This is a genomic window from Candidatus Eremiobacteraceae bacterium, from assembly GCA_036511855.1.
Taxonomy (GTDB): Bacteria; Vulcanimicrobiota; Vulcanimicrobiia; order Eremiobacterales; family Eremiobacteraceae; genus JABCYQ01.
Genome location: DATCBN010000027.1, coordinates 39,368 through 58,909, shown reverse-complemented (window position 1 = coordinate 58,909; position 19,542 = coordinate 39,368). Strand labels below are relative to the sequence as shown.

The following is a 19,542-nucleotide window of genomic DNA, read 5'->3' as shown; positions in this document are numbered from 1 at the left end:
TTACGGCTCCACATCTTCAATCGAACCGAGGTCCCCATCGCCGAGGATCTCTAGGGTTGAGTCGTCGCCGGTCTCGGCGTCGTCGTCTTCGTCGTCCGCATCGGGATCCATCACGGCCGTCGCCGCGCTGACGCCGATCGATTCGGCCTCTTCTGCATCTCCGTCCGGACCTGTTTTGCGCGGTCGCGACGCGGCCGTGGTGGGCGCGGGAGCGACCAGCTTAGGATCTTCGTCGCCCATCAGCAGGCCGATCTCGCTCGCCTTCTCGCTGAGATCTTCGTCAGTGAGCCGGATCTCGATCTCTTCGCGCGTGGCCGTCAAGACTTTGACGTCGAGCGCGAGTGCCTGGAGCTCTTTGATGAGCACCTTGAACGATTCGGGCACGCCGGGCTCCAGCACATTCTCGCCTTTGACGATGGCTTCATACGTCTTGACGCGTCCGACGACGTCGTCGGACTTCACGGTGAGCAGCTCTTGCAGCGTGTAGGCGGCGCCGTACGCTTCGAGCGCCCAGACCTCCATCTCGCCGAATCGCTGTCCGCCGAATTGCGCTTTGCCGCCCAGCGGCTGCTGCGTGATCATCGAGTATGGGCCGGTCGAGCGCGCGTGGATCTTATCATCCACGAGGTGCGCGAGCTTGAGCATGTATATGTAGCCAACGGTCACTTCGCGGTCGAACGATTCGCCGTTGCGCCCGTCGTAGAGTTTGGTCTTGCCGGTGGGCGCGAGATTCGCGCGCTCCAGCCACTCGCGGATGTCGGACTCGCGCGCGCCGTCGAACACCGGCGTGGCGATGTGATACCCGAGCAGTTTGGCGGCCCAACCCAGGTGGGTCTCCATGATCTGCCCGATGTTCATGCGGCTTGGCACGCCCAGCGGATTCAGTACGATTTCGATCGGCGTGCCGTCCGGCAGATATGGCATGTCCTCTTCGGGCAGCACTTTCGCGATGACGCCCTTGTTGCCGTGGCGGCCGGCCATCTTGTCGCCTTGCAAGATCTTGCGCTTCTGTGCGACGTAGACCCGAACCAGCTCGTTGACGCCGGGCGAGAGTTCGTCGCCGTTTTCGCGCTTGAACACCTTGACGTCGATGACTTTGCCTTTTTCGCCGTGCGGCACTTTCAACGACGTGTCGCGGACTTCGCGTGACTTCTCGCCGAAGATGGCGCGCAGCAGGCGTTCCTCGGCCGTGAGCTCGGTCTCGCCCTTCGGCGTCACCTTGCCGACGAGGATGTCTTCCGGCCGGACCTCTGCGCCGATGCGCACGATGCCCTGCTCGTCGAGGTCCTGCAGCGCGTCTTCGCCCACGTTGGGGATGTCGCGGGTGATCTCTTCAGGCCCGAGCTTCGTGTCGCGCGCTTCGCACTCGTACTCCTCGATATGGATCGAGGTGAAACGATCGTCCTTGACGAGCCGCTCGGAGATGAGGATGGCGTCTTCGTAGTTGTAGCCTTCCCACGGCATGAACGCCACCAAGACGTTCTGCCCGAGCGACAGCTCGCCGCCGTCGCTTGACGGACCGTCGGCGATGATCGCCCCGCGCTTCACGTGCTCGCCTTTGCTGACGAGCGGCAGTTGATTGATGCACGTGCCCGCGTTGGAGCGCATGTACTTGATCAATGGATAGGTCTTGACGATGCCTTTGGCGTTCTCGATCTCGATGCGTTCGGCGGTGACGCCGACCACCTTGCCCGAGTCATCGGCGACGACCACGCCGCCGGAATCCTTCGCGGCGCGATACTCCATGCCGGTGCCGACCAGCGGCGATTGCGGCCGCAGCAGCGGAACGGCCTGGCGCTGCATGTTCGCACCCATGAGCGCGCGGTTCGCGTCGTCGTGCTCGAGGAACGGGATGAGCGCCGTGGCCACGGACACGATCTGCTTCGGCGAGACGTCCATCAAGTGGACGTCGTTCGGCGTGGCTTCGATGTACTCTTCAGCATACCGGCACACGACGCGCTCGCCCAGCAGATGACCCTTCGGATCGATCTCCGAGTTGGCCTGAGCCACGCGGAACTGATCCTCTTCGTCTGCCGTGAGGTAGATGATGTCGTCGGTGACGATGCCCTTGCGCACGATGCGATACGGGGTCTCGATGAAGCCGTAGCGGTTCACGCGGCCGTAGGTGGCGAGCGATCCGATGAGGCCGATGTTCGGCCCTTCCGGCGTCTCGATCGGACAGATGCGTCCGTAGTGGCTGTGGTGGACGTCGCGCACTTCGAAGCCCGCCCGCTCGCGCGAGAGCCCGCCCGGGCCAAGCGCGGAAAGCCGGCGTTTGTGGGTGAGTTCGGCCAGCGAATTGGTCTGGTCCATGAACTGCGAGAGCTGGCTTGACCCGAAGAACTCTTTGATCGCTGCGACGACCGGCCTGATGTTGATCAGGACCTGCGGCGTGACCGTCTCCAGGTCTTGCACGGTCATGCGCTCGCGCACGACGCGCTCGAGCCGCAGCAGGCCGACGCGGAATTGGTTCTGCAGCAGTTCGCCGACGGAACGAATGCGGCGGTTGCCGAGGTGGTCTATGTCGTCGATGGATTGCGAGCCGTTGACCACTTCGATCAACTGGCGGACGACCGCGATGAGGTCCTCGCGCGTCAAGCAGCGCACGGACTTCGATTTGACCTTGCCGTGAATGTCCTTCACGTCTTCGATCTGCGGCGCTTCGACGTTCATCTTCGCGAACTGCCGCTCGAGCTTGCGGCTGAGCTTATAGCGGCCGACCGCGGCGAGATCGTAGCGCTTCTCGTCGAAGAACGTGTTGCGCAAGAGCGTCTCGGCGTTGTCCGGATTTTCGGGCTCGCCGGGCCGCAGCTTCTTGTAGAGCTCCTTGAGGGCGTCCTCGCGGGTCTTGATGTCTTTGTCTTTTTCGAGGCAATTCATGATCAAGGCCGGGACTTCGCCGGTCACTGGGTCGGCGAACAACGCCAGGAGGGCTTCGTCGGATTCGTACTTCTTATCCAACGCGCGCACGAACGTGGTGACCATGATCTTGCGGTTCTTATCGATCCGCACGCCGATGGTGCCTTCGGTCGTGTCGTTCTTCGTGCCGTTGTCAGTCTCGAATTCAATCCATGCGCCGCGATTCGGGATGACCGTCGCGCGGTAGATGGGCCGGTTGTTCGTGTCCTGGTCGCCGGCGAAATAGACGCCGGGAGAGCGGACCAACTGACTGACGATGACGCGCTCCGCACCGTTGATGAGGAACGTGCCTTTTTCAGTCATGAGCGGGAAATCGCCCATGAAGATCTCTTGATCGGGAATACCCTTGATCTCGCCCGACTCGGAGGTGATGAGCCGGACGCGCACGCGCAGCGGCGCGCAGAACGTCATGTCGCGCTCGCGGCATTCGTCAACGCTGTATTTCGGCTCGCCGAGGCTGTGCTCGCCGAACTCGAGCACCAGGTTGCCGGTGAAGTCCTTGATAGGCGATATCGACGTAAAGGCGTCGCGCAGACCCTCGGTGATGAACCAGTTGAACGAGTCCTTCTGGAGCTCGATGAGGTCCGGGATGTCGAGAGTGTGGGGGATTTTCGCAAACGTAAAACGCTCGCGCTTGAGGCCGGGCGGCCGCAAGTCCATGCTCGCGCTTTCGACCGTCTTGACCACGCCTTTGGTCTCGATCAGCGCTTCGAGAGCGGCGCGCGGATCGGTGAGCCGCGCGAGACGCGCGATAGGCCGAGGCTGGCGAGCGCGCGCACGAGCGACCGCGCTCCCTTTTTTCTTCGGCGGAGCTTTCGGTTTGGGAGGTTTTGGCGCTTTCGGCGCCTTGGGCACCTTCGGCACCGCGACTTTCGCGACTCGTGGAGTTTTCGGTTTGGGGGTCTTTGTTGTATCTTTGGTGGCCATCGTTCCCGGTTTCACCTTACTTTTGGTTCCGCCCATGCCGCGGGGCGGGAGTTGGCATCAAGTCATCGTGCGCCAAGCGCCTGCTCTAAGGAAGGCCGGTCGCTTCGTTGATCTGTTGACTCACATAGGACACGCGTGGGTCCAGCTGCGGTATGGGGACCGCGAAAGCGAAGCGGACGACGCGCTACTTAATTAAGCGACGGATTTACGGCGAGCCGTGTGGCTCAAGCCGACCCCGCCGCCCGGCGCAATCGTCCCACTTTGGCATAGATTCCAATTATAACACAAAACCCGATACAGTCAAGTTGCCGGGATGGCACCTTGAAAGAGCGGCGTCGATGTTCAATTCCGACAAGTCGTCGTTTCGCTGATACTCAGCCTTTTCTTCGGCCGGCGGACGATTCCTGGCAGCTAGCTCTAAGCAGATGCCGCTCGGAGCTTGACCGCTTCGCCGTAGACGCGCATCGCCGCGTCGAGGCTGTGCCCGAGACGATATTTCGCACGGACTTTCTCCCGGCCGGCGCGGCCCATCTCCGCAGCGTGGGCCGGATCGGCCAGGATGAGCTTCGCCGCCGACGCGAGGCCGCGGCGATCTCCCGACCGGACCATGATGCCGTCGAGCCCGCTTTGCACGAGCTCGCCGATGCCGCCGATGTCGTAGGCTATGACGGGCCGGGCGTGCGCCATCGCGTCCAGGCCCGTGAGCGGAAACGGGTCCAGCCAATTCGGCGTGATCAGCACGGCGGAACATTCGGCGTACGCGGATGAGAGCGCGCGAGCGTGCAGCATCCCCCGAACGTCCAAAGCCGGAAAGCTTTTTGCGGCCGTTTGAAAGCGCGGCAAGCCCGGCCCGCCTCCGGCGATGATGACTCGCGCCGTCACGCCGCTCTGCTGCAGGTCCCGAACGAGCCACAGCACGTCGTCGATGCCTTTTTGTTCGACAAGGCGTGCCGCGAACATCAGCGCGGGCGCGCTTGGATATGACGGCGCGAGCGGAAGATCGGCGAATGGCGTGAACGACGGAACGACGGCTATCCGTTCGCGGTCGACGCCGTTTGATTCGAGGATCGTCGCAACGCACACGCTCGGCGCTGCGATCATATCGGAGCGCTTCACCGACTCGAACAGTCGCTGACGCATGCGGAGCTTGCGCCAGGTTTGGGGGCGGGGCCCCGCCACGCAGCCGCTGACGACGCTATGAACGAGGCACGCTGAGCCCATCGGGCGCCGGCACGGCAGCCCCCAATGCGGGAGACGCCGGTCGCCGTTCGGACAATTCGTCCGATAGTCGTGACAATGCCAGACGAGCGGCCAGCGCGCGCGCAGCGCATCGAAGACTTCCCAGTCGAACGCGTTGTGCACGTGCACGACGTCGGGAGAGAATTCGCTTATCGCATCGACGACGTCTCGTGCGGCAACCGGATCGCCGGCTTCTCCCTCGCGGGCGAACGGCACGACGGCCAGCCCGATTCCCGGCGGAAGAACCGGGGCATCGGCGGCGACGTGAGAGACACAAAGACCGACGTGATGTCCGCGATCGTGTAGTCCGACGGCGTAGCCGTTGACAAATGCCTCAGCGCCGCCTTCGCGTGAGAACTGATCCGCGACCAGGACTATTCTCATCGGCACGCAAGTTCAGGCGCTATGCCGTCATTTCCCGGCATCGTCGCTCACCTCATCATCGGCAGCAAGCCCGAGCCCTATCTCGAAGCCGCGCTCTCATCCATCGAATCTGTTTCCGATCATCTCGTCGTCAACGACAACTCGGGCGAAAGTCCGGGGCCGCATGCGTCCACGCTCGCGAACTGCGCATTGGCGGCCCGAGGAAAGATGACGGTCGTCCGCACGACGTTCAGCGATTTCGCCGCGGCGCGAAACGTCTGCATCGAAGCCACCCCACCGGATATAAGGCAAGGCTGGGCCTTGTTCTTCGACGCCGACGAAGTCCACGGCGACGAACTGACCGCGATCGCTGCGCTGTTGGCGAAGCTACCCGCGGACGTGGAAGCGGTCGAAGGCTACAGCCGGCACTTCGTCGGCTCGTTCGGCTGGTGGCGCGACATCGCGCGCCGCCTCTGCTTCTTTCGCCTATCGCCCAGCCGTCGCTGGAGCGGGGCCGTCCACGAGCGGCTCGTACCACCCTGCAAGAGCATTGTCGTCGCTGACGTGTGGCACCACTACGGCCACGTGACCCCGCCCAGGCGTGAATGGGAAAAAGGTCGATTGTATCATTCGCTCGGGCAATCGGGCTTTGTGGCGACCGACGATCAATTGCGCGCCGCGTCGCCTGCGGGCGTGTGGGGACATATCGCCGCCGACGTGCTGCCGTTCGCCGGCTCGTATCCCGAAAGCGCGCTGCCTACCATCGAGCGACTTTCTTCGCTGTGGGCCGGCACGTTTGCCGAAGTCGACGCGCTTTTCTCTAAGGCCGCACGCGGCTGGCGCATCCGCCCGTGGCTGCGCCAGATGAACTACGGCCGGCTTTTGGCTATGCGCCGCCTCGAATCGCATCTGCGCCGGCGGTGAGCCCGCTACTCCCCGGTCGCACTCGACCTTAGCCCGGCGTTCATGCTTGAGTGCTGATCGGCCGGAATAAAGGCACGTTCTTTCGCATCGGGCAGAGGCATCGGCTCTTCGCCGTAAATCCTGTCGAGGCCGAACATCCGGACGATCTCGACCGCTCGTTTGATCTGCTGCGGGCTGACCTCCCGCCGCCATCCGCCGACGACGTCATCGCCGCTCACGATCGAACTGTAGCCTTGTCCGTCCAGATTTGTGCGCACCGTCTGCGAAGGGGTCGCGATCTCTTTGCGCACGTGGTCATCGAAACGCACGCGCAAAAATCCGGCGAACTTGCCCAGTTCTGCCTCCGGCGCCCGGCAAAAGTCTTCATAGAACGTCAAGTGGACATCGTTTGGAACGCATTGCGCCAGAGGAACGTAGTTCTCCACGCACCACGCGAAGATCTGGCGCTCCCACTCCGTGCCCGCCCGGGCCATTTCGCCCGCGAAGGGCGCGAGGTAGTCTTCGACGAGCGCGGGCTGCGACAAGAATCGCGCCTGCAAATCCATGTCCCACGATAGTGCCATGCGTGAAAGCGCCACCGCACATGGGTGCCGCATCAGCATCACGACCGGAATGTGCGGAAAATTGACGCACAGCCATTTGAGGAACAGATTGACGCGGATATCTTTGACGAGCCGGCGCTGACAGAAGAAACGCCGGTTATACCTGTCGATCCAATCGTGGCGGACGCGGCCCGCCAACACGACTTTCGCCGGCTGCAAGAACTCCGGCGACCGGTCGTTGGGCCGGATGTATTGGTTCAATCTGAATGCGATGCACTCAGGGATGAGATCTTCGCGGAACGGTTCGAACATCATCCGAAAATCGTTGCGATAGTTGATGACGCGCGAGACCCATGTCGAGCCCGAGCGTCCGCTGCACGCAAGCAGCACGGCGGCATTCGGATCGCCGTTGCTATCGATGAAGTGCTTGGTGAGGATATTTCGGACGACGGGGTTCATGCGCCGCTCATTCTGTCCAGGCTGACGGGAATCCGCCGTCAGCGTTGCAGCGCGCGCTGATATCCCTGCAGCGTGAGCGCGGCGGTGCGGCTCCACGTCAGACGGCGAACGCGTTTGTCGAGCGCGTCACCTTGTTCGCGGGGCGCTCGCTTGAGCGCAGCATTCACCGCCTTTGCGATGGAGTCGGGATCGGCAGGGTCCGCATATTCGGCGGCATCGCCGAGGTACTCCATCTCGCTGCCGCGGTCGCCGGCAACGATCTGCATTCCGCACGCTGCGGCTTCGAGGTTCACGATCGAGGCGACTTCACCCCACGAAGGCATGACGTGGACCTTCGCCTTTGCGAACATCGCATAGACTTCCGACGGTGAGACTTTGTCGAGAATCGTGGTCGCAGATCCCGAAAAACGCCGGACGGCGGAAAGATAGCCCGGGTCGTACGCTTCGCCGACGAAGGTCAGCTGCTCGGGCATATCGCGCAGCGCCAACGCTGTGATCGCTTGGTTCTTCATGGATTCGATCCGTGCGGCGCAAAGCAATCCCTTGCGGCTTTGCGCCCAAGGCTGCGCGAGCGCGTGATCGACGGCGTTCGGCACGACCGCGAACGGCACGTTCCTGACGTGCAGGCGCACCGAATATTCTTGCGCTTCAAACGCGCTCATCGGGAACAGCATGCTCGCGGCGCGCAACAAGCCGGCTTGCAGAGTCTCGGCTCGATCCTGGCGGATGCGCGTTCGCCGGTCTGCAAAGCGCGCGGCATCGAGCGCCGCGAATTCTTTCAAGCGCCGCTCTGCGTCAATCGCCCGACGCGCCTTTTGAATGACCCGTTCGCAGGCCGGAGCGCGATAGAAGAATTCGCGCCTGCTGATCCAGATCGGCGACAAGCCGATCGGCACATCCGCGCGCCGGCACGCGTCGAATTGGGCGGCGCAGATCTCGGGCTCGAACATGCCGAAAATGTGGACCATATCGTAGCCGCGCGCATCGGGCGTCTTCGACTCCACGACGCCGACATCGACGCCGAGCTGGCGCAATCCGGCCGCCGTGTTCGCCGCCTGGAGCACATCGCCGCCGTGACGCGCGCTCGCGTCGGGCCGCAGGACGAACAGAATCCGGAGCTGATTCACGGCGAGCGCGTTGGACGAGCGTTCACGCCTGGCCGGCGCCGATGGCCGAGGCGGCGTGGAGACGCGCATACACGCCGCTTTGCGCGAGCAGCCCGGCGTGGGTCCCTTGTTCGACCACGCGCCCGTCGACGATGACGAGAATCGTGGTCGCGCGGCGGATGGTCGACAGCCGGTGCGCGATGATGAAGGTCGTGCGGCCGACGAGCAGCCGCTCGAGCGCCTCGTTGATCAGCGTTTCGGATTCGACATCGAGCGAAGACGTCGCCTCGTCGAGGATGAGAACGCGTGGGGCGCGCAGGATCGCCCGCGCGATTGCTATGCGCTGGCGCTCGCCGCCGGAGAGCCGCATCCCGCGCGAACCGACGCGCGTCGAGTAGCCATCGGGAAAACGGCAGATGAAATCGTGGGCGTTGGCTTGAAGCGCGGCTTCTTGCACCTCGGCGGGCGTCGCCTCGAGGCGCCCGTACCGGATGTTCTGTTCGATCGTGCCGGAGAACAGTTGCGGGTCCTGCGGCACGATCGCGATCGCGTCGCGCAAGCTCGCGAGCGTCACGCTTTCGATATTCTTGCCATCGACGGAGATCGATCCGCCCGAGGGCGCGTAGAAGCGCGGTATCAGATTGACGATGGTCGTCTTGCCGGCGCCGGACGGCCCGACGAGCGCCACCACGCTGCCCGGCGCGACGCTCGTGCTGATGCCCTTGAGCACGTCGGTCTTGCCATCGTATGAGAATCTCACATCGGAGAACTCGACCGCGCCCTGCACGTTCACAAGCGGCACTGCGCCGGGAGCGTCGCTCGCCTCCACAGGCAGGTCCAGTATCTCGAACGCGCGTCGAGCGCCGATGATCGCCTTGTTCAGATCGCTGACGTAGTTGGAGATCTGATTTACAGGATTGCCGGAGACCATGGCGAGCGTGAAAAATGCGGCCCACTGCTCCATCGTCAGTCTGCCGACCACGACTTCGTAAAAGGAGTAGCCGGCGAGGATCGCAAGTCCGAGACTGACGATCACATCCACGACCGGCGTCTGGGTCAGCGCGATCTGCGACATCTTCAGCGACGCGCCGAGATACGCGTCGTTGCTGTTCGTGAACCTCGCGAGCTCGTAGCGCTCGCGGCCGAACGCCTTGATCACGCGCATCGAGTCGATGGATTCTTGCAGCACGGAGTTGACGTCGGCCACGCGCGCGAGCGAGGTGCCGGTCACGCCGCGCAAGACGCCAGAAAAACGAGAGACCGCATACGACACGAACGGCGCGACCGCGAGGAGCACAAGCATCAAGCGCCAGTTCACGACGATCATCGCGATGAGAGAGCCGACGAGCGTGAGCAACGCGCCGACGAACTGCGGCGACGAATTGACGCCTTGGACCATGAGATTGACGTCGTTTGAGAAGCGCGACATCAGCTCGCCGCCGCGCCAGCGATCGAATATCTGCAGCGGCAGACTTTCGATGCGCCGGAAGAGTTCGGCGCGAACGCGCGCGACGATCTGCTGGCCGACCGCCGCGATCGTGTACGACCCGGCGTAGGTCGCCGCATTCTTCAACACATTGAGCAACGCGAAGCCGGCAAGGGTCTCGAAGAGCAGATGAACGCTCTTTCCCTGCACGGACGAGACGAGGTACTCGGCGACTTTGAAGTAGGCGATGGTAGCGGCCGACCCGAGCGCCGTGCACAGCAGGCCGAGGAGCATTTGCCAGAGGTGCGGACGCGCGTAGGCGAGCAGTCGTTTGTAGACCATCGATTGCGGCCTCTTTGTCCTAAAACTCGCTGAAATCCCCCGCTTTCACGGCGCCGGAGCGGTTGAAACAAATCCGAGCGGCATGTAGTACGCCTCTATGAACGGACCCGCACGCACGGGAAAAAGCCGGTCCGGCTGTTATGGAGGGCACCGAAATGAGTTGCTACTATCACCCTGCGGTTCCGACCGCGGTCTTGTGCCGCGAATGCAATCACGAGATTTGTTCCACTTGTGCTGTCGACGCGATTTGTCCGGGCTGCCGGCTCGGACGCGCGATCGGCGCGAACGCGCCAGGTCCGCGCTCGCTGAACGCTGCGCCTGAAGGCGCCAGCTCATCGAACGCCGGCGCGACTTCCCAGGCGACGGCTCCGCCGCCGCCGCCGCCCGGACCAGAACGGCCAAAGGCCACGGTCACGTCGATCGAGACGCCGCCGACACCTGAAGAGCGTCTGCTCGCTGCGGTTTGCTACCCGTTGTGGCCGCTCGCACTGCTGATGGTCTTCCTTCGTTCGCACCGCACGCAATTCGTGCGCTTCCATGTGGTCCAAGCCTTGGGTGTGAACGCGCTCGGCGTGCTCGTTTACTTCGCGTATAACTTCGCAGCCGGTCTGCCCGTCGTCGGGTGGCAGAGCGCGATGTTGCTGCCGTTCATGATGCCCGCTTGGTTCTTCCTCGACTTGTACCTTGCGGTGCGGACCTACGGCGGACACTCGCCGCGCGTGCCGATCGCAGCGGACTACGCGGAGAAGTACGCGGCGTAACGGCACCGCGTTGTAGGAGGGGCTAACTGTACTCGGGCAAGCATCGCTTGCCCTATTTTTCTCCGCTGCAACTGGGGCAAGCGGGGCCGACCATAAAAGTCGGCCCCTACATTTCCGTTATGGGCTCTCGATCGCGTCGACGACCGCCGCCGCAGTGGCGAGATCGCCCCCTTTTGCTTTCTGATAGGCCTGCGCCGCACCAAATTTATCATGCGCTGCGATCAATTTTTTGATTTGTGACAGCAGTGGTTCATGCACGAGCGCCGCGAGTTTCCTGGCGTTTGCTTTCTGGGCGGCAGCCTGGGCTTGCATCGCTCGCATGAATTGCATCCCGGCTGTATTTGGACACGCTGTCACCCAATACCAAGAAGCGCCGCTGGGCGCGACCTCGAGAAGGTCGCTGAAGAGGGTGGCCGTATCGTTGCCGAATCCTATTTCGATGTCGTACGTCGGCATCACCGGATATGGAAAACTTTTCGCGGGCACGTAGTTCCACAGCGATGGCTCACTCTTCGGTTTAACGGGACCGATGTCGAGATTCGAATACGAGCCGCTTGGAAACCCGTCCATCTGTTGCGTGACGAGGTAATCGAAGAATGGACGAGTCCGGCTCGTCACGCATGCACGCAGCGTCGGGTGGAGGAGTTTCATCGCAGCCGCGCGGTTCTTCGTCTGCATGGCTGAAAGGTAGTCTTTCACGAACTTGACCTGTTGGGCTTTGACCGCTCCTGCATCTGCAGACGCATCGATGGCGAGCGTCATCGCGGTCAAAAAGAACAGCGCGCTCAGGCATATCGCTTTGATCATGACGGCGTTCACTTCGTCAGCACGTGCACGTCGGCGGCCTAGTAGTCATCGTCCCCCTGATTCTTAGCCTGCTTGAATCGCCCCTCGGTCTTCGAGGAGTCGCGTTTTGCGACAATCAACCCCGTTGCCATGGCATTCTACCTTTTGAAACTTATCGGACCGCGGCCCACGTTCGGCCCGGGAGACATGACCGCCGACGAGGCGCAACTCATGGGCGTCCACGGCACATACTGGAAGGCGATGTTGGACCGGGGCGTCGCGATCGCATTTGGTCCCGTGATCGATCCGAGCGGCTCGTGGGGTCTTGGCATCGTCAAGGTCGAGAACGAAAAAGAAGCGCGCGCGCTCACCGCTACCGATCCCGTGATCTTGGCGAATCGGGGCTTTCGGTACGAATTCTTTCCGATGCTGACGGTAGTCTCGCGGGAGTGAGCGACGCTTGCCCTCCTACGATGGGCGAGCGATGCTCGCCCTAATACAGGTCCGAGTCAAGGGCGCGAGCGGTAGACCTGATATCGCGTGAGAAACGCGCGCGCCGTGGCGTCGTGCTCGACGATCGGCTGGGTGTACTTTTCGCCGGTGAAAAAGCCGAGCTCGACCTGCCGCTCCCTATCGATAGTCCAAGGCGCCAGCGCCGCCGACGTCGGCAATTTCGCCAGCTCGGGCACATAGCGCCGGATATACACCGCCTGCGCGTCGAAATAGCGCGCCTGTTTCTCCGGATTGTAGATACGCGGATATGACGCCTGATCGGTGCCCGCACCGGCGATGCGTTGCCAGTTGCCGTTGCATAACGCTTCGTCCGCCTCGAGAATCTCCTTCATCCAAAGATCGCGGCCGATGCGCCAGTCCGCGCCGAGATCGAAGCACAAGAACGACGCTGCGCAGATCGCCGCACGCTCGTGCACGTGTCCTTCGGCATGAAGTTGGCGGAGTGCTGCGTCGACCAAGGGGTAGCCGGTTTTGCCGGCCACCCATCGCGCCACCATCCCGGCGTCGGACTCGGCCGAAAAACCGCGCATCTTCTCCTGCAGCTCGAGTTCATGGAGCGACGGCTCGAAGTAAGAAAGTTGGATGTAGAAATCGCGCAGCGCCAGACGTCGCAGGAACGCTTCCATCGACATCCGCTCTTCTGCCAACGTCCACGAGCGCGCCATGCGTTCGGCGACCGCGTGAAAGATCTGGCGGGGACCGATGCACCCGAACCGCAACGATGCAGCCATCCGCGACGTACCGCCGCGGCCCGGGAACTCCGCGTTCGTGCGATAGTCGCCGGCCGACGCCGTGACGAAATGCTTCAAGCGATCGAGCGCCCACTCTTCGCCCGGACCGGCGGACCCGAAGGACGCAACGAATTCCGGCAGCGCTCCCGGCTCGGGATCACGGCCGGTCGGTGCGGACTCCTGGGCGGGCTGCGAGACGGTCAGCGACTTCCAAGTCTCGTAGTACGCCGGGAAAACGCGATAACCGTCGCCCGGCGCCTGTTTGCGCTCCGCCACAATCTCCGGCTCGTGCACGCAATCCGCGCGTCCGATGTGCAGTTCGATGCCGGCGTTCGCAAGCGCGGCGGCGACGGCCGTCTCCTGCGCGCGTTCCTCGCGCGCATAGCCGCGCGCGCAGTACACCGCCGTCGCACCAACCCGGCGCGCAAGCGAAACCAAGCCGGCGGCCGCGTCGCCGCCGACGAGCGTGAGCGTCGCATCGCGCTTGGCAAGTCCCGCGCGCATCTGCTTCAAGCACGAGGATACATAGGCGCGCTGACGCTCGTTAAGCGCATCGAGGTCGGCGAGCGCGTAGGTCGCGTACGTCGCAGGCGCGGCGGCACGCGCTGCCGCGAGCGCCGGATTGTCGCTTATGCGCAGATCGCGGCGAAACCAATAGAGATTGACGGCCATCTCATTGCGGGTTTGACGTGCCGGCGACTATCCGCCTGCACGGACGGCGCACAATGCGAAACAGCCGGCCTTTTCAGGGCCGGCCGTGACTCGCTATCCGAGTTGACGTTATTTCAAGGAAGCGACGTAGGCGGAGATGTCCGCTAGTTCTTTGTCGGTGATCGTGAGCTTCGGCATGGACGAATCCTTATCGACGCCTGCCGGATTTCGCACCATGTATGCGACCTGACCCGCCTTGAAGCCCTCACCTGCGAGCGTCGGCCCTACCTGCCCGTTCTTGCCGCCCGCGCCGTGACAGCTTTCGCAATTAGCGGCGAAGAGTTTTGCGCCGTTCGCGACGTTGCCGGCGGCCACTTTCGCCGACGGCAGCTTGGCGAGCGGAATCGGAAGCGAGCCCTTTGGAGGTACCGGCGGCCCGGTGTCGACCGCCATATGCGTTGTCGCGGCCGGCATTGCGGCATCGGTGGCGGTGGCGGTTGTGCTCGAGCCTGAATCTGATTTGCTGCTGCACGCAGCAACCGTGATACCCGTGGCGAGTATGATGGCGAACAATGCCGCAATCTTCTTCACTTCGACGGTCTCCTTTTCCGAAGCGGTGAAAATCTGCTTGAGCCTTATCGGGGCTTGACGGCCATTCCTTCCGGCGGCGTGCGAACCGGTTCGCGCACGAATGCCAGCGCCACGGCGCCGAGCGCAAGGTACACAGCCACGAGGGCGAACAGCCAGCGATAAGCCAAGCCGAGATCGCCGCTGCTCGCACCCATGAGATCGACGAAGACGCCCCCGATGAGCGGCGCGAGCACTTGGGGCCCGGCAGCGCCGATATTCCAAATCGCCATCAGCGCCCCGGCGCGATCGGCGGGCAGCAAGTTGCATGCGAGCGCCCAGTCGACGGAGTAATAGGCGCCCCACCCTATGCCGATAGGAATCGCAACGGCGACGGCGACTTGCAGACCGGGGGCGAGAGCCAGTCCCACCGCGCCCACGCCGAGGCCTGCGATCGCGCCGAACATGAGGCCCTTCTTCGAGAAACGGTCGCTTGCGATGCCCGCCGGCAACGTGCCCACGAGCGAGCAGAGCGTCATCGTCAGGAGCAGGTCGACGCTCGTCGGAATATAGGCGGCGACATGCAGCGCGTTCTTCAAGAAGAACGCGAAGAACGGAACGATCGAATACAATCCGAGGCTGACGAGCGAGCGCGAAACAAGCAGCGCGACGAACGACTTCTTGTGCGTCCAGAACTCCGGCGGAACCGCCGCTGTGCCCGTCGGCGCTTCTGCGGAGAGCGGCTGCTCTGCGATGGAAAAAACGGTGGTCAGCATGCCGGCGAGCAGCAGCACGGAAATCGCGACGGCGAGCAGTACGAGCCCGTGTTGGAAATCCGCGATGCTCAGACCCGGTCCGGGTTGGTGCACGAAGATGCGCGCGAGAACGAATCCCGCGGCGTTGCCGCCGAGCCGGAAAAGACCCATCACCGCGGACGCCCGGCCATGACGGCTTGGGTCGACCCGGTCAGGAATGAGCGCTTGATATGGACCGTTGGCGGTATTGAGCGAGATCTGAACGGCCGCGAACGCGGCAATGACGGCGATGAACGACGGCGCGAGCGCGAATGCGAACAACGCCGCGATGTCGCACAGCGTTCCTGCCACCACGAACGGCAAACGGCGCCGTGCGCGGTCGGACGCGCGCCCTGCCACATACTGCGAAGCGATCGCGAACAGCGCCCCCAAACCGAGTAGAATCGCGGACGCCCGCCCGACGAACGACGGATCGGCAAACCGGGCGATCTGACCCTGAAGCGCGGCGCCGAGCAAAGCCGCCCAGTGGGCCTCCAAAGCGAACCAGTAAAACGAAAGCGCGGCCGGATTGGGGTTTCGCGGATTCGCTTTGGTATCGGCGGTCATGGTGGCGTCCGGGCGAGCAGCGCTTCGGCATAGTCGAAATCCGCGGCATCGTCGCAATCGAGCGCGAGGGCAGGGTCGGCGCCGCGCAATGCGACGACCGGCGCCCCGAACAGCGCGCTCGCGCGCGCCTCGATGTCGGCGACGCGAAGCGCGCCGCGCAAGTACGCAATCGTCAGCATCGGACCGAAAAGGGCGGCGAGCGCCGATAGGTTTTTTCGTGCACCGAACGCGCGCGTCACGATGCGCTCGCTGTGCAAGAGAGCCGCCGCACGCACCACGAACGCGCTCGCGCCGGTCCAGGCTCCATCGGCGAGCGTCGCAAAGCTCGACCTGCCCTTCGGATATTCGCGCTCGAATTCGTCGCGCGTGAAAATGGGATAGACCGCGCACGCGTCCGCGGGCGCCCGCTCGAGCAGATCCGCCAGGGCGCGCGTGGAGACGAACGGCATGTCCGACGCGCAGAACACAGTCCGATCACCGCTCGCGGCGCGCAGGGCGGCCAACAGATTCTCCTCACCGGTAGCGCGTTCGAGTATGAACTCATCCGCGTCGGCCATGCCGCGGGCGGCCTCGGGTCCCACGACGACGATCCGCGCCACTTCGTGAACTCCACGCAATGCTTCGATGGTGCGCGCGAGCATGGTGCTGCCGCCGATGCTCACACAAGCCTTGACGTCGGTGCCGAACCGTCCTGCAAGATCGGGCGGCAGACGCCCGCCGGCCGTGATTACCGCATCGATCACGCGCCGACGGTTCCGCACAGCACCGCCCACTTCTTCTCGCGCACGGTCGTGCAGACCAGGGTCGCATGTTCCGATCCTTCGGGCTTCAGCAATGCGGTGACGTCATCGGGCGTAAGCGGAAATGCCCGCGTCTTCACAACGAGATGACCGATGTTGCGAGCGCGAAGCCGCGCGCGGACGCGCTTGACGTTGAACGGGATCGCTTCGATCACCGGATACCAGCGCACGAACGGCGACGGCGCCGGCCGGTCCGCGGCGAGATATGCGACCCGTGAATCCATCGGGCCGGCGTCGGACGCGTCGCACACGGCGGCTAGCAATCCGGCGCGGATGACGGCTGGGTCCGGCTCGCCCACGTATGTGCCGAAACCCCGCAAAGCCGCTTTTTCGGTAGGGTCGCCGTCGAGAATGTGTATGCCCGAGGCATCGATCACCGTCGCTCGCCGCGCGCCGTCGGCCCGGGCGAGATCGCCGCACCACAACACCGCTTCCTTGCACGTGCCGCGTTCGGACACGAGTTCGATCTCAAGCGGCGCGCGCGCGAGCGATAAACGCAGCTGTGGATCCTCGAAGGTCAGGCCGGGCGCGACTTTCACCGCGAGCCGGCAGCCGGGCAGTTCGGCCGCGCGCGCCAGCAGCGACTCAAGGGCCGGTGAGTACCGGTGCCCGCCGCGCACGCGAACGCCTTCTCGGCGCCGCGATGGGTCGGCAAATGCGGCTTCTTGCCCGCGCAGATCAAACGTCAGGGCGTCGCTCGCCGCGATCCGGACGCGAGATCCGACACCCAACGCGTCCGCGTTGGCGCGCGCGCAGGCGAGCGCATCCGGATCGAAATCGACCGCGGCGACGCATTTCGTGACGGCCGCAAGTGCGACCGCGTCGCTTCCGATTCCGCAGCAGAGATCGGCCACGGTCCGGTAGGCGGCAAAGCGCGTCGCGCGGTGACGAGCGACCGCTTCCGACGTCGCCTGTTCGTAGCCGGCTCGCGTGAAGAGCATGACGTCCGCGCGCGAGAACTTGCCCGCGGCGATCGCTCTGCGGCGCGCAAACGCCGTGGCAAGCGCGGCGGCTGCCACCTCGGGTATCGCACGCGCGCGCGCGTAGGCCGCGGCATCGGTGGCGCGCTCCTCCGAAAACGCGCTCAATCCGGCCAGCAATGCCCGGCCGTCGTCGCTCGAAAGACCGGCATACGGGCTCTGCGGCGTCATCGCAAGCGGTTCATTGCGATGCGCGCGCAGCCGCGTCGTCCGCATCGAGCGCTTCCACGGCCAGTTCCCACGCGGCGAGGGCCGCGGTCGCCGCGCGATCGATCTCGTCGAGTTCGGACCGCAACGACCGCACTCGCTTGCCGTCACGGCTGATCTCGGGCGAGGCGAATCGTTCTTCGATGTCCGCGCGGCGAGCGTCGAGACGCACGATCTCCGCTTCCAGCCGCGCGCTTTCTTGCTCGAGCGAGACGCGCCGGTTCTTGGACAGCCGAGCTTGGCTGACCGGCGGAGCCGGCTCGTCTCGGACGATCTCGGCCGCAGGCGTGGCAAGCGAAGCCTGCGCTTCGGCGGCGCGCCGCGATTCATAGGCTTCGTAGCCTCCGTCGCCCAGCGTCCACTCGCCGTCGCGAAGGCTGAGCACCCGGTCGGCGATGCGCGCCAACAAGTACCGGTCGTGCGAGACCACGACGATCGATCCACCGTATCCGTCGAGCGCATGCTCGAGCGCCTCGCGGCTCGCGATATCGAGATCGTTCGTAGGCTCATCGAGCAACAGGCAATCCGCATCGCGCGCCATCAGACGGGCGAGCATGATGCGCCGCCGCTCGCCGCCCGAGAACGACTCGACCTTTTTGTCGGCCGCGTCGCCGCCTAGACCCATCGCGCCGAGAAGCGCTCGCGCCCGTTGCGGCAGCACGCCCGCTTCTTCGCCGACTGCGTCCACCGCGCGCATCCCGATGTCCAACGCCGCGGCCGAATCTTGCGAAAAGTACGACGGCTTCACGCCCGAGCGAAAATTAACGTCGCCCGAATCTGCCGGCGCGAGGCCCGCGAGGATCTTCAAGAGCGTCGACTTTCCCGATCCGTTCGGCCCGACGACGGCAAGCCGCTCGCCGTGTGCGAGGTCGAACTCGAGTCCGGCGAACAGCGGCGCACCGTACGCTTTTGAAAGGCCGTCGACCGCGAGGTCGATGCCATCGCGCCGCGCGCTTGACGACGCGAGCTTGACGGCGATTTTTTTCGCCCGCCGCCGCGGCGCATCCGGCGCATCGAACTTCGCCAACTGCTTTTCGCGGCTTCGCACTTGCGCGTAGTTATGCGACCCGTGCGTGCGCAACTCTGCGATGACCGCCTGCCGGCGTACGCGCTCCGCCGCATACCGCTCGTATTCGGCTTGAGCGAGTTCGTCTTTGCGGAGGCGCTCTGCGACAAAGGCGCTATACGCGCCCTCGTCGCGGCCTCGCGTGTACGCCGTGATCTCGCCGCGCTCCAGATCCCAGATGCCTGTGGCGACGTGATCGAGCACGTAGCGATCGTGCGAGATGATGACAAACGCGCGGCGGTCGCGCGCGATCAGTTGTTCCAACCAGCGGGTCGCCTCGATATCGAGATGGTTTGTGGGTTCGTCGAGCAGCAGCACGTCCGGGTCTTCGAGCAAGACGCGTGCCAGCGCCGCACGCGTGCGCTGGCCACCCGAGAACTCTTCGGTGGAGCGGTCGAGGTCTTCGGTCGCAAAGCCGAACGCTGCGATCATCGAGCGCATGCGGCGTTCGAAACCTTCGCCGCCGTGCCGTTCGAATTCGTCTCGTGCGCGGGCGTATTTCTCTAACAGATGCGCGAGCGCGACGTCGCCGTTCTCCCCCGACATCGCTTGCTCGAGGGCGCGAAGCTCTCGTTCGTGTGCGCGCACGGCGGCGACGGCGATCTCGAGCGCTTCGCGAAGCGAGCCGTGCGAGTGCTGCGACGCTTCTTGGCCTACGTATCCGATCCGGGTGCCGCGCGCGCGCACGACTGCGCCGCCGTCCGGCGCATCGAGACCCGCGAGAATGCGCAGCAGCGTCGACTTGCCGGCGCCGTTCGGGCCTACCAAGCCGATCTTTTCGGCGTCGCGAAGAACGCCCGTCGCTCCGCCAAGAACGCGCTGTGCGCCGTAGTAGCGCTCGATGCCGCCGAACCGGATCCATTCCATCGTTG

At 64.2% G+C, this 19,542-nt stretch carries 15 protein-coding genes; 3 read left to right on the top strand and 12 right to left on the bottom strand.

The window, feature by feature from the left end:
- Together rpoB and VII69_04265 are read right to left on the bottom strand one after the other, a co-directional pair.
- Complete coding sequence (gene rpoB, locus VII69_04270; GenBank protein HEY5094318.1) at positions 1-3,783, bottom strand: DNA-directed RNA polymerase subunit beta; 3,783 nt, start codon at positions 3,781-3,783, stop codon at positions 1-3.
- 480 nt (positions 3,784-4,263) lie between these two features.
- On the bottom strand, positions 4,264-5,469 hold the full coding sequence (locus tag VII69_04265) for a glycosyltransferase family 4 protein (GenBank protein HEY5094317.1): 1,206 nt from the start codon (positions 5,467-5,469) through the stop codon (positions 4,264-4,266).
- Between the two features lie 21 nt (positions 5,470-5,490).
- On the opposite strand from VII69_04265, the gene VII69_04260 reads away from it, so the two are divergent.
- Positions 5,491-6,372 (top strand): glycosyltransferase, encoded by an 882-nt coding sequence (locus VII69_04260; protein ID HEY5094316.1) that lies wholly within the window; start codon positions 5,491-5,493, stop codon positions 6,370-6,372.
- 5 nt (positions 6,373-6,377) lie between these two features.
- Here VII69_04260 and VII69_04255 read toward each other — a convergent pair whose 3' ends face one another.
- From VII69_04255 to VII69_04245, 3 genes are read right to left on the bottom strand one after another with little or no spacing between them, the layout of a single operon-like run.
- On the bottom strand, positions 6,378-7,373 hold the full coding sequence (locus tag VII69_04255) for a sulfotransferase (protein HEY5094315.1): 996 nt from the start codon (positions 7,371-7,373) through the stop codon (positions 6,378-6,380).
- Between the two features lie 38 nt (positions 7,374-7,411).
- Entirely contained in the window at positions 7,412-8,500 is a 1,089-nt protein-coding gene (locus tag VII69_04250) for a glycosyltransferase family 4 protein (protein ID HEY5094314.1), read from the bottom strand.
- A gap of 22 nt (positions 8,501-8,522) precedes the next feature.
- Complete coding sequence (locus tag VII69_04245; GenBank protein HEY5094313.1) at positions 8,523-10,247, bottom strand: ABC transporter ATP-binding protein; 1,725 nt, start codon at positions 10,245-10,247, stop codon at positions 8,523-8,525.
- Positions 10,248-10,387: 140 nt separating this feature from the next.
- Between VII69_04245 and VII69_04240 the strand changes: the two genes are divergently transcribed.
- Positions 10,388-11,008: a hypothetical protein gene (locus VII69_04240; protein ID HEY5094312.1), complete on the top strand. Its 621-nt coding sequence runs from the start codon at positions 10,388-10,390 to the stop codon at positions 11,006-11,008.
- A gap of 117 nt (positions 11,009-11,125) precedes the next feature.
- Here VII69_04240 and VII69_04235 read toward each other — a convergent pair whose 3' ends face one another.
- Positions 11,126-11,815, bottom strand: coding sequence for a hypothetical protein (locus VII69_04235; protein ID HEY5094311.1), 690 nt, complete (start codon positions 11,813-11,815; stop codon positions 11,126-11,128).
- A gap of 129 nt (positions 11,816-11,944) precedes the next feature.
- Between VII69_04235 and VII69_04230 the strand changes: the two genes are divergently transcribed.
- The gene (locus tag VII69_04230) at positions 11,945-12,247 is read left to right on the top strand and encodes a YciI family protein (protein ID HEY5094310.1); all 303 of its coding nucleotides are present in this window, start codon (positions 11,945-11,947) and stop codon (positions 12,245-12,247) included.
- Between the two features lie 56 nt (positions 12,248-12,303).
- Here VII69_04230 and VII69_04225 read toward each other — a convergent pair whose 3' ends face one another.
- The 6 genes from VII69_04225 to VII69_04200 form a co-directional block, all read right to left on the bottom strand.
- Entirely contained in the window at positions 12,304-13,710 is a 1,407-nt protein-coding gene (locus tag VII69_04225; protein HEY5094309.1) for an FAD-binding domain-containing protein, read from the bottom strand.
- A 108-nt stretch (positions 13,711-13,818) separates the two neighbouring features.
- Positions 13,819-14,280: a cytochrome c gene (locus VII69_04220; protein ID HEY5094308.1), complete on the bottom strand. Its 462-nt coding sequence runs from the start codon at positions 14,278-14,280 to the stop codon at positions 13,819-13,821.
- A gap of 44 nt (positions 14,281-14,324) precedes the next feature.
- A complete protein-coding gene (locus VII69_04215; protein HEY5094307.1) occupies positions 14,325-15,617 on the bottom strand; it encodes an MFS transporter in 1,293 nt (430 codons plus the stop codon).
- Complete coding sequence (locus VII69_04210; GenBank protein HEY5094306.1) at positions 15,614-16,360, bottom strand: NTP transferase domain-containing protein; 747 nt, start codon at positions 16,358-16,360, stop codon at positions 15,614-15,616. The genes VII69_04215 and VII69_04210 overlap by 4 nt, the downstream gene beginning before the upstream one ends.
- Positions 16,357-17,613: a class I SAM-dependent methyltransferase gene (locus VII69_04205; GenBank protein ID HEY5094305.1), complete on the bottom strand. Its 1,257-nt coding sequence runs from the start codon at positions 17,611-17,613 to the stop codon at positions 16,357-16,359. The genes VII69_04210 and VII69_04205 overlap by 4 nt, the downstream gene beginning before the upstream one ends.
- Positions 17,579-19,537: an ABC-F family ATP-binding cassette domain-containing protein gene (locus tag VII69_04200; GenBank protein ID HEY5094304.1), complete on the bottom strand. Its 1,959-nt coding sequence runs from the start codon at positions 19,535-19,537 to the stop codon at positions 17,579-17,581. Before VII69_04200 ends, VII69_04205 begins: the two co-directional genes overlap by 35 nt.
- Between the last annotated feature and the right edge of the window lie 5 nt (positions 19,538-19,542).